Genomic DNA, 14,839 nt, shown 5'->3' with positions numbered 1-14,839 from the left:
AAAAATGGCCGGTATAAACTACCGGCCATTTTTTTACTTCAAAAGTTTATAAATGATTACTTCGCCACGGTAAAATTAACGCTGGCTTTTTCATCGGCGGAGCTGCTGCCCATCACCAATTTATACTTGCCAGGGTAAAGTTTCCATTTATGAGTAACCAAGTCCCATTTTTGCAGATCCTGAACCGGGATTTTAATGGTAACAGTTGAATCCTGATCCTTTGCTACGCTAACGTGTTTAAAACCTTTTAACTCTTTAATCGGCATTCTGTCAACCTTCGGATATTCGATATAGGCCTGTACAACTTCATCTCCATTCATTTTGCCGGTATTTTTTACATTAACCGCAACAGTTAACGTGTCGGTTTTTTTGTATGATGCTTTCGGCTTGCTGTTCAATGTGTAAGCAAATGAGGTATAACTTAAACCAAAACCGAACGGATACTGTACCGGGCCATCAAAATAACGATAGGTACGGCCCTTCATCGCATAATTCTGGTAATCGGGCAGGTTGCTCATATCCTTATAAAACGTAAGCGGTAAGTGACCCGATGGAGAAACATCTCCGAATACCACATCAGCAAGGGCGTTACCGCCCTGTTCACCAGGGTACCAAGCATATATAATAGCATCAACATAAGGTTCTATACTTGATACATCAACATCAGAGCCAGCTGTAATTACTGCAATGATAGGTTTAGTTTTAATGCCTTTACGTAAGGCTTTTATAAATGCGATCTCGCTGGCTGGCAGGCTCAGGTTTTTCCTGTCGCCGCCACTTTCTGATAAAAAGGCATCACCTGCTTCACCTTCCAGTACCGGCGATAAACCAATCACCACAATAGTTACATCGGCAGAGCCGGCTGCCCAGATACCGCCAAAGTGGGTAGTATCCTTATAATCACAACCCAGGTCATACTCCACACGGGTAGATTTACTTACAGCTCCGGTAATACCTTCAACAAAATTTACCACTTTGCTGCTGGTACCGTGGTAATTAGCCACCATAGCATCTAAAGATGCTGCATTAGGGCCAACCACCATAATGCTTGATACATTCGCTTTGTTCAAAGGTAAAATGTCTTTATCGTTTTTAAGCAGCACCATGCTTTGCTGGGCTACTTTTCGGGCCAATGCAAGGTGCTGAACATTATGAACACTATCCGCTCCATAGCCATGATAAGGGTTCTGTGCCGGATCATCATAAAAGCCAAGTTTAAACTCCGTGCGTAAAATAGCAATCAAAGAGAAGTCAATATCTTTTTCTGTCAATAGCTTTTGTTCGATGGCTTTTAAACCATCTTTTTGCAGCACGGTTGAGCAATCTAAATTAACACCTGCTTTTAAGGCCGCCGCGGCAGTTTCAACAGCTGTAGGTAAGGTTTTATGACGAAGAAAAACATCGTCAAGCGCACCGCAATCAGTTACTACATGGCCCTTAAATCCCCACTCTTTTCTTAAAATATCAGTAAGCAATACTTTATTAATAGAGTTTGGTACACCATTTACCCTGTTATAAGCGCTCATTACCGATTCAACGCCGGAGCTTACCAATTCATGAAAGGCATAAAGGTAAGTTTCGCGCAGATCTTTTTCATCTACAATTGCATCAAAATGATCGCGCTCTGCTTCAGGGCCGCTGTGTACGGCAAAGTGTTTAGCAGTTGCCGAGGCTTTCAGATACTTAGGATCATTTCCCTGTAGACCCTTTACAAAGGCCGACCCCATACGTCCGGTTAAAAATGGATCCTCACCGTAAGTTTCTTGTCCACGGCCCCAGCGAGGGTCGCGGAAAATATTGATGTTAGGTGTCCAGAAGGTAAGGCCCATATATTGCAAGTGCCTGTCTTGCCCTATGGCCAGATTATACTTGGCACGGGCTTCTGTTGAAATAACGGTGGAAACCTGTTTTAAAAGATCGTCATTAAAGGTCGCCGACATACCAATGGCTTGCGGGAATATAGTGGCTTCGCCTGCACGGGCTACGCCATGCAAAGCCTCATTCCACCAGTTATAAGCCGGGATACCTAAACGTGGAATAGCCTTGCTTTGGTAGCCCAGTAGTGAGATTTTTTCTTCGAGGGTTAGTTTTGATAAAAGATCATTAACTCTTGTTTCAATCGATTGCGAAGCATCTTTGTAAAAAGGAGTTTGTTGTGCTTGTGAAGTACCGCCAGTAAACAGGAGGGCAATAACAGCTACCGATAGCCGCGTGACTTTTGTAATGGTTGAAGTCATAGTTTTATTGTTTCTTTTAAATTGATGCAAATGTAATCCGTATTAACTTTATAGCGTAATTATTTGAAAAGGAATTTTACTGATCAATCAGGTTTGTTGTAACAATAATAAAATATTAATTTCGGATTTGAAATTTTTTCAATTAAGTTTCGATATTTATTAAAATATTTTAAAAAGTTTATTAACGCTATACTTTAAATAATTGTTCATCATATAAATTCAGATACTCAATGAAAAAAATCTTTACGTTATTCATCTTAAGCGCTTGCAGTATTGCTTCCATGGCGCAAAAACACAACGTTTCCAAGCAATATATGCAACCCAACGATCCATTGGTTGAAAAAAAGCTAACCGACTGGCAGGATCTGAAGTTTGGCCTGTTTATGCATTGGGGAACATATAGCCAGTGGGGTGTTGTGGAAAGCTGGAGTATTTGCCCTGAGGATGAAGGGTGGACACAACGTAAAGGCCCGTACGGTGCTACTTATAATGGTTACAAAGCAGCCTACGAAAACCTGCAAACTACTTTTAATCCTGTAAAGTTCAATCCCGAAAAATGGGTGAAGGCGGCAAAAGATGCCGGTATGAAATACGTGATATTTACAACAAAGCACCACGATGGTTTTTGCATGTTTGATACCAAGGAAACTGATTACAAGATTACCAGCACAAAAACACCGTTTTCAAGTAACCCAAGGAGCAACGTAACAAAGGAGATATTCAATGCTTTCCGGAAAGATAATTTTATGATTGGGGCCTACTTCTCAAAGCCCGACTGGCATTCAGAAAATTACTGGTGGCCTTATTTTCCACCTAAAGATCGAAACGTTAATTATGATCCTAAAAAATATCCTGAACGCTGGCAAAAGTTCAAGGATTTTACATATAACCAGATTGGCGAATTAATGACCGATTATGGCAAAGTCGATATTTTGTGGCTCGATGGTGGCTGGGTACGCCCCAAAAGCAGTGTTGATACCACAATCGATTGGCAGCGCGGTATTAAATTTGACCAGGATATTGATATGCCTAAAATTGCCGCTATGGGTCGCCACAAACAACCCGGTCTGATTGTGGTTGATCGTACCGTATCCGGTCAGTTTGAAAACTATACTACACCCGAGCAGGAGGTACCTGAAGTTCCGCTTGATCATCCCTGGGAAAGCTGTATAACAATGGGTAATTCATGGAGTTACGTTCCCGGTGATCATTACAAATCCGTACAACAAATTGTACAGTTACTTGTAAAAATAGTTTCACGCGGAGGTAACCTGCTCATGAACATTGGCCCAGGCCCTGATGGCGATTGGGATCCCGTTGCTTATCAACGTTTACAAGGCATAGGTGAATGGATAAAAATCAATGGTGAGGGTATCTATGGTTCTAAGTCGGTAGCACCTTACTCAACCGGGAATGTATTTTATACGCAGGCAAAAAATAACAAAGCAATTTACGCCTTTGTACTCAGCGAGCAGGAAAAAGTAATGTTGCCATCAACCATTACAGTTAAAGCAGCCAAGCCTAAAAAAATAACTTTATTAGGTAGCAAACAAAGCCTTAAATGGAAACAGCAAAATGATGAAGTGGTTATAAAAATACCTACAGACTTGCAGCAAAAAAGTGGTTTAAATGAGGTGGCCTGTTTTAAGCTGGAATATTAACGACGGATAAAATACCACATAAAATAGTTAAATAAGCATAGCGCCAAACTTGTTTCAATATTTAATTTTGAAATCCTCATCTTCATAAATAATGATAAAAATGTCCCCTGCAGGTAAGCCTGTTTTTAAAATTTCAACAACCTTTGCATCGTTGTGTGTTCTTGTTTTTCAAAGCGTTACTGCAAGCGCGCAAACAAGTTATGAACTAAACAACGGATGGAAGTGTGCACCCATCGCTACTGTTAAGGATAAAGGTGCAAAGATTTCACGTACCGATTATAGTACAAGTGCATGGATGCCTGCCGTTGTTCCGGGAACGGTTTTAACCAGCTTAATAGCTGATAAAAAAATGCCTGATCCATTCTATGGAATGAATAATGAGCAGATCCCGGATATATACAAAACGGGTCGAGATTATTATACCTACTGGTTTGTCAAGGATTTTAAGGAAACTTTACCAGCAAGTGGGAACCAGGTTTACCTTAACTTTAGGGGAGTAAATTATAGCTGCGATATTTATTTAAATGGCCATAAACTGAATGAAAAACTACATTCAGGTATGTTTTTACGCCAATCATATAACATTACTAAATGGATGGCTAAGGATGGTAATAATAGGGTAGCCGTTATTGTTTATCCACCAAATTCAGTAGGTAATCCAAACGGTGGTCAGGGTGGCGATGGTACCATTGCCAAAAACGTAGGTATTCAATACACTGCCGGTTGGGACTGGATTCAGCCTATCAAAGATCGTAACACTGGTATCTGGGATAAGGTAACTATCGAAAAAACGGGAGCCATAAGAATAAAAGATCCACATGTGGTAACCCTGGTATCAAGCGTAAGACAACCTGACGGTCCGCAGCAACCGGCAGTTATACAGGTATCTGCTGAATTGGAAAATGCCACAGGTGTTTCTGTCACAGGCGAACTGAAATATACACTTGATGGCAACTTGATTTCAAAAAAGGTAACCATTAAACCGAACTCGACAGAACCTATTCAACTGAATGATCTTTCCCTCAAAAATCCTAAACTTTGGTGGCCTAACGGTTACGGAGCGCAGCATCTATACTCCATGAACCTGCAATTTGTAACAAGTGCGAATAAAGTTTCGGATCAAAATACCATAAAAGTAGGAGTAAGGCAGATTACTACGGAATGGAATGCACGTACCGAAAGCAGGCAGATTAACATTAACGGTCAAAAAATATTTATTAAAGGGAGTAACTGGATCATATCTGACGAGCTGTTGCGCTTTTCAGATGCCCGCTATGATGCCGAAGTTCGTTTCCATCACGATATGAACCTGAACCTGATCAGGGTTTGGGGTGGCGCGCTGATTGAACGCCCGGAGTTTTATGAGGCTTGCGACAAATATGGTATGCTGGTATTTCAGGATATGTGGGGCTCAGGTGATTGTAACGGTCGCTGGACTGACCCGATGAAATTGGAGGATCAGTGGACCCGCCGCAAATACCCTGATGACCATGATCTTTATGTTAAATCAATTGAAGACCAGGTTAAATTGATACGTAATTACCCATCATTGGCTATCTGGTGCGGAGGTAACGAGATTACCCCGCCTGAGGATATTCTGAAAACCCTGCGTGATACTGTAATGCCTAAGCTAGATAACACGCGCTGGTTTATTCCATACTCAAACTCTGAGGAAATGTCGCGCAATGAAATGGGAGGTAATGGCGACGGACCTTATGGGATACAACCGTTATCAACCTTTTGGGCACATAAAACATACCCTTTTAACTCAGAAGTTGGTTCTGTTGGGGTAAGCGATTATGAATCGTTAAAAAGATTTATACCTGCTAAAAACATGGTATTGCCAGAATATGATGCAGCCACCGGGAAAACCAAAACTGATTCTGTTTGGGATTACCATAAATATATTGACTATGATGGTTTTATTGACAAGTATGGCAAGGCTAAAGATGTAGAAGATTTTGCTAACAAGGCCCAGTTGGTAAATTATGATCAATATCGTGGCTTGATGGAAGGTTTCAGCTCGCACATGTGGGATTGGTATACCGGCACAATCATCTGGAAAACACAAAACCCGTGGACGGCAATGCGGGGGCAAATGTATGATTACTATCTTGATCCAAACGCGTGTCTCTACGGTTTACACAGCGGAAGCGAGCCTTTGCATATCATGTATGACCCAACAACAGGTATGGTGATGGTTGCCAATAATACCTTTAAAAGCCATACTAACATGATGCTGGTAGCAAAAGCTTATGATATGGATGGCAAAGAAACCGTGCTTACCCAAGTGTTTTCAGATGTTACACCAACCACAACCAAACGCTATTTATCGCTGAAAAGGGAGATGGATAAACTGGCGAAAGAAAAAGGAGCATTCCTTTGTCTGCAACTACTGGATAAGGATAAAAAGACACTAAGCGAAAATATTTATTGGATAGCCGATGAAAACGGTAATTATTCGGGTTTGGAAAAAATGCCAAAAGGAAATTTGAATGCTACTGCGAAACCTCTGGATAACGGTAAGGTTGAGGTTACTTTGGCAAACACGGGTAACGGTCCGCTGGCGTTTTTTAACAGGCTATCCTTAGTTGATGTCGATACCAAACAGCGAGTATTGCCAGCATTTTACAGTGATAACTATGTTACCGTGTTACCAGGTCAGGAGAAAAAGGTAATTATTGAATATAAAGATGCCATGAAAAAGAACCTTGCGGTAACCCTGAACGGCTGGAATACCGGCGATAAATTGATACAGATAAACAAATAAATACCTATGATGGCTTTTGCTAAAAAATATTACGTTATAAAACTGGCTCTTTTGCTAACGTGTGCCGCAACGGCAAACACCTATGCGCAGGATACCGCAAAATTTCCATTGATACCTTACCCGAGCCAGTTGGCTGAGGGTAAGGGTAGCTTCGTGATAACCCCGAAAACAACCATCGTTGCTGCCAGTGAGTTTAGTGCTGAAGCTGCTGAATTAAATAACCTTTTGCTAAAAGGTTTAGGCAAACGTTTGGTGGTAACCAAAGCGGCAAAGCCTCATGTCATTAAACTGGTATACGACGCAAGTATTAGCGCGCCTGAGGCTTATAAATTAAATATCAGCACACAGCAGCTTACAATAACTGCTAAAGATGCTGCTGGGGTATTTCACGCAATCGAAACCGTAAGGCAATTACTGCCTGTTTCGGTTGAAAAAGGTATAGCAAACAGCACTCTTACATTGCCTGCCGTAATTATTGAAGACCAACCTGCCTACGCCTGGCGTGGTATGCATCTTGATGTTTCGCGGCATTTTTTTTCGATAAGTTATCTGAAAAAGTTTATCGACAGGATGGCGCTATATAAAATGAACAAACTTCATTTGCATCTAACGGATGATCAAGGTTGGCGCATCGAAATAAAAAAATACCCTAAACTAACAGAAGAAGGAGCATGGCGCACTTTCAATAATCAGGATTCGGCTTGTATGAAAAAGGCTAAGGATAATCCCGATTTTATAATTGATAAAGAGCATATCATTAAGCGTAATGGTAAAACCTTGTATGGCGGCTTTTATACCCAGCAGGAAATGAAGGGCATTGTAGCTTATGCCGCTGCCCGGCACATTGATATTATCCCTGAAATTGATATGCCTGGCCACATGATGGCCGCTATTAACTCGTATCCGTTTTTAACCTGTAACGGCGAAAATTCATGGGGTAAATTATTCACCAAGCCCATTTGTCCGGGATTGGAAACCACTTATGAGTTTGCTCAAAATGTTTATAGCGAGATCATGGATATCTTTCCATCCAAATATATCCACATTGGCGGTGATGAAGTTGACCGTACCGATTGGGGAAAATCTGCCGATTGCAAGGCTTTGATGGCACGCGAGGGAATTAAAGATTTGGCAGGCCTGCATAGCTATTTTATTAACCGTATGGAGAAATTCTTTAACTCCAAAGGTCGTAAACTGATTGGCTGGGACGAGATAATTGAAGGAGGTATTAGCCCTACAGCTATTGTGATGTATTGGCGCGGATGGGTACCCGACGCACCGGTAAAAGCGGTTAAAAACGGCAACACCGTGATCATGACGCCCGGCGAACCATTATATTTTGATTACCAGCCTGATCAATACTCTATTGACAGGGTATATCACTTTAATCCCGTTCCCAAGGCTTTAAATACGGAAGAGGCAAAATCTATCATTGGTGCGCAAGCGAATATTTGGACAGAAATGATCCCTTCTGAAAAACGTGCAGATTATATGTATATGCCGAGGATGACTGCCCTTGCAGAAAATCTGTGGACAAATCAGCCTGCACAGTATGATTCATACCAGAAACGCTTGATTCAGCAATACAAACGCATGGAAGCCCTGCAGATTAATTACCGCCTGCCTGACCTGCCCAATTTATTAAATGAGTATGTATTTGTTGACGAAGGCAGGCTAAGCATCACTAATCCACTGCCCAGCTTAACTATCCGTTATACTACTGACGGCTCGTTGCCGGATGCTAAATCGTCGGAATTGCCATCACCTTTGGTGATCAGTAAATCGGAACTGGTTAGGGTTGCTGCATTCACTGCTGCAGGTACTCGCGGCGATGTATATAATTTGAACTATACTAAACAGAATATGCTTGGAACGGTAAAAATCGCTCCGCCAAAACCGGGCTTGGTTTGCAATTATTACAAAGCTGCCTTTAAACAAGTTGCTTTAATGAAAGATGCTAAGGTGGATAGTACCTTTACCACTAATGCTATTGCCGTACCTGAAACGGTGAAAGCGCCATCGTTCGGCATCACCTACAAAGGGTATATCGATGTACCTGCCGATGGTATTTACAGCTTTTATTTAACCTGTGATGATGGTGGCGTACTGAAGATTGGCCCATCGATTACAGTAAATAATGATGGAAATCACTCAGCCCAGGAAAGGAGCGGACAGGTGGCTTTGAAGGCAGGGGTACATCCGTTTAACCTTGATTTTATTGAAGGCGGCGGCGGTTATAAGCTGAAACTGAAATATAGCCTGAATGGTTCGATTCCGGCAGAGATTCCAGCTGAATGGTTTAAGAATTAAATCATATGCTGTGAATTGAACGTTTATTAATAACAATTAAGTACTGATGTGTATGTTTGAAAAGAAATTGTAAACCTCAGTACTGTATTCTATAAAACAATAAATGAAAAAGCAACTTTGTTTAGCCGGTTTACTGGCACTCGTTAATTTAAATTCGTTTGGTCAGTCGCATAAACCTGCTGCAACTACCAAAGTGGGCAGCCTTACCCAATATGTCGACCCCTATATTGGTACAGGCTTTCATGGTCACGTTTTTGTGGGTGCCAGCGTACCGTTTGGTGCGGTACAGTTAGGGCCAACCAATATATCGCAAGGCTGGGATTGGTGCTCGGGGTATCATATATCTGATTCAACCATTGTGGGTTTTCAGCATACGCATTTAAGCGGTACAGGTATCGGCGATTTAGGCGATATTTCATTTTTGCCAACCACCGGGCCGGTAAAAGTAACAAAAGGTACTATTAAAGATCTGCAAAGTGGTTATACCTCAATATTTAGTCATAAAGATGAGGTGGTAAGGCCTGGTTATTATAAAGTAAAGTTAAAGCGTTATGATATTGGTGTAGAGCTTACCTCAAGCACCAGGGTAGGTATGCACAAATACATCTTCCCGGCATCAAATGATGCGCATATCGTGATCGACTTACAAGAAGGTATAGGTTGGGACAGGCCGATGGAAACCTACATAACCCAGGTTGATAAAAACACCGTGAGCGGTTACCGGTTTTCAAAAGGCTGGGCAGTTGATCAGCGTATTTACTTTACCGCTGTATTTTCAAAACCTATCAAAACCTTTGCAGTGTATGATAGTACTGCCACTGCTTCGGGCACTGAGTTAAAAGGCCGTAAGGTAAAAGGTGTTATCAGCTTTAGTACTACTAAGGGCGAAGTTGTTTATGCTAAAGTAGGTATATCACCGGTAAGCTCGGCCAATGCCATGCTGAATATCAAAAGCGAAATACCGGGATGGGATTTTAATAAGATAGTTGCAGATGCGGATAAAGCATGGAATAACCAGCTTCAAAAGATCACCATTAAGGCTGATTCATTGTCACAAATGAAAAAGTTTTACACTGCTTTTTATCATACCATGATAGCACCGTCGGTATTTAATGATGTTAACGGCGAATACTGGGGAACCGATAAAAAAGTTCATAAAAATCAAGGCTTCAATAACGTAACTACGTTCTCGTTGTGGGATACTTACAGGGCGAATAACCCGCTTTCAACTATTGTTCATCCGGAACATACCAATGATATGATCAACTCCATGCTGGCCATTTACCAGCAGCAGGGAAGCCTTCCGGTTTGGCATTTAATGGCTAATGAAACCAATTGTATGGTAGGCTACAGTGCGGTACCGGTAGTTGCCGATGCTTTGTTAAAAGGCTACAAAGGTTTTGATGCCAATTTAGCTTACGAGGCCATGAAAACCACTGCAATGGAAGATGCACGCGGTATTAAGTATGTAAAGAAATTAGGATACATCCCAGCTGATAGCAGCAGGGAATCAGTTTCAATGGGTATGGAATATGCCATTGACGACTGGTGCATTGCCCAGGTTGCCAAAAAATTAGGTAAGGCAGATGATTATGCTTACTTCAGTAAACGCGGCCAGTATTATAAAAACTATTACGACCCAAAAGCGGGTTTTGTGCGTGGTCGTTTATCAGAAACTACATGGCGCACACCTTACAGCCCTTTTATTTCAATACATGAGCATGGTGATTTTACAGAAGGTAACGGATGGCAATATACCTTCCTGGTACCTCAGGATGTAGAGGGCCTGATCAACATGTTGGGCGGCAAAGACAAATTCAACATCAAGCTTGATTCATTATTCATTGCTCAGGGTGATATGGGGAAATTCAAATCGCCCGATGTTTCTGGCTTAATTGGTCAGTATGCACATGGTAACGAACCAAGCCACCCGATGAGTTACTTTTATGCTTACTCGGGCCAACCATGGAAAACGGCCGAGAAAGTGAGATACATTTTAGATGACTTTTATACCGATAAACCAGATGGTATTATAGGTAATGAAGACGTAGGCCAGATGTCGGCATGGTACGTGTTATCAGCCCTTGGCTTTTATTCGGTTAACCCGGCAAATGGCATGTATGTGTTCGGCAGTCCGGTTATTAATGAAGCTACACTGAAATTACAAGGAAATAAAACTTTTCACATTGTAGTGAAAAACAATGGCCCTCAAAATAAATACATTAATGCCATGCAGTTAAATGGTAAAACCTATAACAAAACCTGGTTTACCCATCAGGACATCACCAATGGTGGCGAACTGGTGATTACTATGGGCAGCAAACCTGGCACTGTTTGGGGTGTAGGTGAGGCTAATAAAGCCATTTCTGTGCAGAACTAATTCGAGCACAAGCATGTGATTAAAAAGCGTGTCAGGATAACCCTGATGCGCTTTTTAATTTTAAGCCGCTATGTCTTAACAAGAAATGACAAATGTTTTTTAATAACTTCCTTTTCCCGAAAGTATCATGGATGCCAGCTGACCATCGCGGTTATAAATATCCTTACGGAAATTGAGTTTATTGGAGCGATCTGTAAATGCGGTAAAGTAGGCTATAAAAACAGGTACTTTTTGTTTGAGCGTTATCTGCTGTTCTTTACCCAGGTGCATGGCCTTACTGATCTTAGCTGCTGTCCAGGTGGTATCGTATTTCAATAGGAAGGAGGCGAGCTTTGCAGGTTCGCCTACGCGTATACACCCATGACTAAAGGCTCGTGACGATTCGCCAAACAATGATTTTGATGGCGTATCATGCAAATAAATGCTGTAACTATTAGGGAAAAGGAACTTTACCAGCCCTAATGAGTTGGCAGGACCGGGCTTTTGCTTAATTACCGGTAAACCATTTTCTTTCCCCGTAATAATCATATTATGCTCATTTACATAATTGGGATTTCTTCTCATAGCAGGCAATACTTCAGCACTTATGATGCTTTCGGGCAGGTTCCAATAGGGGCTAAAAACCACGTGTTGCATTTCGCCATAAAAAATCACGGTTTGATGCACCTTTTGGCCTACTACCACATTACAACTCCATAATAAACTATCGGCATGGTAAACATGCAGCTTAAACTCCGGGATATTCACCGCCAGGTAATCGGTGTTAAGGCTTACGGGCAGCCACCGGCAGCGTTCCATGTTCACCATAATCTGTTGTATACGGCTTTTCAGGGGCACATTTAATTCGGCCATTGTGCCTGCGTCGGCTATTCCATCCGCCGTAAGACCATGTCTTAACTGAAACTGTTTAAATGCTTCTTTTAGATCGTAATCATAGATGGCGTTTAATGTATCACCCTTAAAATCATCCAGTTTGTAAAGCCGTTTTTTTATTGTCGTTATCACTGTAGCCGAATCACCGGGTTGTAGTTTTTGAGTAAGAACAATAGGTTCCCATTTTTCAGTGGATTCCAGCTGGCGATACTTGGCCAAAAATTTCTTTAACAGATCATACTGCCGGTAAACTGGTTCAGATAACGCGATAGCACCTCCTTTACCCGGTTTTTTCAATAGGCTATCCAGGTAATCATTATACGATATCTTTTTACGGGGCAGGTACCAGTTTATGGCACGCGTAACAGAATCGTTCATGCCTTGAAAAGCCAGTTTTGAAAAAACAAAGTACTGGGCAGTAAGCATCAGCTCGGCTGTGATATTGCTTTTGGCTTCTTTAGCTTTAGGATGATTATCAAATACCAGCGAATCTAAAGATTTTGGATAGGGGATGGCTTTATATATACCCTCGTTTTGCAGGTGGTTAAGTCTGTCTGTCAGGTTTCCGGCCTGCTCAATCAAAACATTCTTATCGTACCAAGCATAGGCAAATTTACGTTTACTGTAAAACAGATTGATGTCATTTGCATAAGCGTTAAAGTTGGGATATTTTTTCAGGAAGATGGCTATCTGTGCACTGTCAAAAACAGATTCTGTCTGGTTGCTGAAGCTCCCAGGGATGGTTTTATTCCAATCTTTTACTATTTTCTTTTTTACGGAATCAACCTTTGAAAGGGTTTGCTTTACATTTGGCCGGCAACCAAATAGGGTAATTAGCAGGCTGATTATAAGTAATTTGTAACGCAGGTTTGGCTTATTCAGCATATGATATTTTTTATTGGAAAGATAGGAAACAAAACCAATTAAAAATATTTTGAAATAATGTATACTAAGTTTATAGATTTTATAGTATATTTGAACTTCACAACATTCAAACACATGCAAGGCAGCAAGTTTACATACAAAATGAACCACCTTTTAAATCATAACGATGTTAAAAAGGCTATGGTCATGTGTTGCTGTTGTTAAGCTATCGTATTAGCATTCTCCTGAGTAGTCTCCAATTTTTACTGAACTCATTATTTATTATATTTTTTATGAATACTTATCTGGTTAATTTACTGAGCATGCCTGCCGCAGGTAGGTTGTTACCTGATTACCATATAGCTTACGGGTTGTGCAGTTGTTGCTATTGATTTTAAAAAGTCACCGCGTCAATAAATACAATCCGTTAAATCTTCATTCAAATAAAATGCTAATTACAAATAATAATAAATATCCGTTTTTTGATCTGTCAGAAATTGTTGTTGATCATGATCTTCCGTTTAAACCCTATCAGCCTTTAAAACCTGTTAAGGCAGGTAATTACGTTCCTGGTTTTAAACTATATAATGATTATAGCTATTGGCAGCAGTTTTTTAATGGCGCCGAAACACATGGCCCCATTTCATTAAGGCACCTGTTAAATAAGCCTTTAGTTGTAGCTTTTTATTCGCATCATTGGCGCGAAAAGGGGAACACCTTGTTAAAGCAGTTAAATAACCTTCAACATGAAATAAAAGCCAGTGGCGGCAATCTGCTCATTATCAGCGATGAACGTACAGAAGAGTTGGAGGCTAAGGCTTGGGAAAATAGCTTCACGCTTAACTTTTATCATGATGAACAAAAAGACATAGCTCGTGCGTTCCGCGTGTTTTCTGATGATGCACCTATCTGGGACAGGTTTTCGGGTATTGATGTAAACGTGCCATTGCTGGCTACTTATGTGATCGATCCATCAAAACAGGTTATTTACAGTCATGTTGACCTTGATTTTTTAGGTACGTTTTCAGGGAAAGACATTGTTTCAACAGTATATGAGTCGGCTCTGATTGCTAACAGTAGGAAGTCGGCGTAATATAGTTATCTGAAATTCAGAAGTTATGTCAAACGTAATTGATCCTTTACAGAAAATAAAGTCAAAGGTTCACCAACAGGTACTTTTGGCTAACCAGGAATATGTAAAACATTTTGGTGATAAAAGCGAACTAACCATCCCGCCAGCACGTCAGTTCGCTATTTTAACATGCATGGATGCCCGGCTTGATCCGGCTAAATACGCGGGTTTAGCTGAGGGCGACGCACATGTGATTCGTAACGCAGGTGGTCGTGCCAGTGATGATGCCATCAGATCGTTGGTTATATCGCACAAATTATTGGGTACTAAAGAGTGGTTTGTAATCCATCATACCGATTGTGGTATGGCATTGTTTACCGATGATATTATTCGCGGCCTATTATCCAAAAGTCTTAAAACGGCCGCTATTGATGAAAATGGCTGGCACAATACTGAAGAAAGTGGAGGTTCTGACGAGGCCAACCAAATAGCCTTTTTGACCTTTAAAAATCTGGAAGCAAGTGTTACCGAAGATGTAAAACGGATAAGACAGCATCCGTTAGTGGCTAAAAATATTCCCATTTATGGCTATGTTTATGATGTTGCCTCAGGTAAATTGATTGAGGTTGCTGATGCTACACATGCCGGCGAGGTTTTAAATTAATTATTAAC

8 protein-coding genes are annotated in these 14,839 nt (G+C 41.1%); 6 read left to right on the top strand and 2 right to left on the bottom strand.

All coding sequences use genetic code 11. From position 1 onward, the window contains the following. Positions 1-56: 56 nt before the first annotated feature. Positions 57-2,237: a glycoside hydrolase family 3 N-terminal domain-containing protein gene (locus tag QWZ01_RS07725; RefSeq protein WP_290322726.1), complete on the bottom strand. Its 2,181-nt coding sequence runs from the start codon at positions 2,235-2,237 to the stop codon at positions 57-59. 230 nt (positions 2,238-2,467) lie between these two features. On the opposite strand from QWZ01_RS07725, the gene QWZ01_RS07720 reads away from it, so the two are divergent. The 4 genes from QWZ01_RS07720 (at position 2,468) to QWZ01_RS07705 (ending at position 11,358) form a co-directional block, all read left to right on the top strand. After that, complete coding sequence (locus QWZ01_RS07720) at positions 2,468-3,898, top strand: alpha-L-fucosidase (protein WP_290322725.1); 1,431 nt, start codon at positions 2,468-2,470, stop codon at positions 3,896-3,898. A 91-nt stretch (positions 3,899-3,989) separates the two neighbouring features. Next, positions 3,990-6,668: a glycoside hydrolase family 2 protein gene (locus QWZ01_RS07715; RefSeq protein ID WP_290322724.1), complete on the top strand. Its 2,679-nt coding sequence runs from the start codon at positions 3,990-3,992 to the stop codon at positions 6,666-6,668. A gap of 6 nt (positions 6,669-6,674) precedes the next feature. Next, positions 6,675-8,978 (top strand): family 20 glycosylhydrolase, encoded by a 2,304-nt coding sequence (locus tag QWZ01_RS07710; RefSeq protein ID WP_290322723.1) that lies wholly within the window; start codon positions 6,675-6,677, stop codon positions 8,976-8,978. 103 nt (positions 8,979-9,081) lie between these two features. Next, positions 9,082-11,358 (top strand): GH92 family glycosyl hydrolase, encoded by a 2,277-nt coding sequence (locus tag QWZ01_RS07705; protein ID WP_290322722.1) that lies wholly within the window; start codon positions 9,082-9,084, stop codon positions 11,356-11,358. A gap of 99 nt (positions 11,359-11,457) precedes the next feature. Here QWZ01_RS07705 and QWZ01_RS07700 read toward each other — a convergent pair whose 3' ends face one another. Beyond that, the gene (locus tag QWZ01_RS07700; protein WP_290322721.1) at positions 11,458-13,116 is read right to left on the bottom strand and encodes a L,D-transpeptidase family protein; all 1,659 of its coding nucleotides are present in this window, start codon (positions 13,114-13,116) and stop codon (positions 11,458-11,460) included. Between the two features lie 427 nt (positions 13,117-13,543). Here QWZ01_RS07700 and QWZ01_RS07695 point away from each other — a divergent pair, with 427 nt between their 5' ends. After that, a complete protein-coding gene (locus tag QWZ01_RS07695) occupies positions 13,544-14,188 on the top strand; it encodes a redoxin domain-containing protein (protein ID WP_290322720.1) in 645 nt (214 codons plus the stop codon). 25 nt (positions 14,189-14,213) lie between these two features. After that, entirely contained in the window at positions 14,214-14,831 is a 618-nt protein-coding gene (locus tag QWZ01_RS07690; protein ID WP_290322719.1) for a beta-class carbonic anhydrase, read from the top strand. Positions 14,832-14,839 lie beyond the last annotated feature (8 nt).

The sequence above is a fragment of the Mucilaginibacter aquaedulcis genome (assembly GCF_030409325.1).
Classification (GTDB): domain Bacteria; phylum Bacteroidota; class Bacteroidia; order Sphingobacteriales; family Sphingobacteriaceae; genus Mucilaginibacter; species Mucilaginibacter aquaedulcis.
Note: the sequence above shows the minus strand (reverse complement) of the source record. Positions and strands in the feature narration are given on the sequence as shown.

What these genes read in the sequence shown, in the direction of transcription:
- QWZ01_RS07700 (WP_290322721.1), bottom strand. Translation starts at nt 13,116, where the DNA reads ATGCTGAATAAGCCAAACCTGCGTTACAAATTACTTATAATCAGCCTG.
- QWZ01_RS07690 (WP_290322719.1), top strand. Translation starts at nt 14,214, where the DNA reads ATGTCAAACGTAATTGATCCTTTACAGAAAATAAAGTCAAAGGTTCAC.
- QWZ01_RS07725 (WP_290322726.1), bottom strand. Translation starts at nt 2,237, where the DNA reads ATGACTTCAACCATTACAAAAGTCACGCGGCTATCGGTAGCTGTTATT.
- QWZ01_RS07715 (WP_290322724.1), top strand. Translation starts at nt 3,990, where the DNA reads ATGATAAAAATGTCCCCTGCAGGTAAGCCTGTTTTTAAAATTTCAACA.
- QWZ01_RS07695 (WP_290322720.1), top strand. Translation starts at nt 13,544, where the DNA reads ATGCTAATTACAAATAATAATAAATATCCGTTTTTTGATCTGTCAGAA.
- QWZ01_RS07705 (WP_290322722.1), top strand. Translation starts at nt 9,082, where the DNA reads ATGAAAAAGCAACTTTGTTTAGCCGGTTTACTGGCACTCGTTAATTTA.
- QWZ01_RS07710 (WP_290322723.1), top strand. Translation starts at nt 6,675, where the DNA reads ATGATGGCTTTTGCTAAAAAATATTACGTTATAAAACTGGCTCTTTTG.
- QWZ01_RS07720 (WP_290322725.1), top strand. Translation starts at nt 2,468, where the DNA reads ATGAAAAAAATCTTTACGTTATTCATCTTAAGCGCTTGCAGTATTGCT.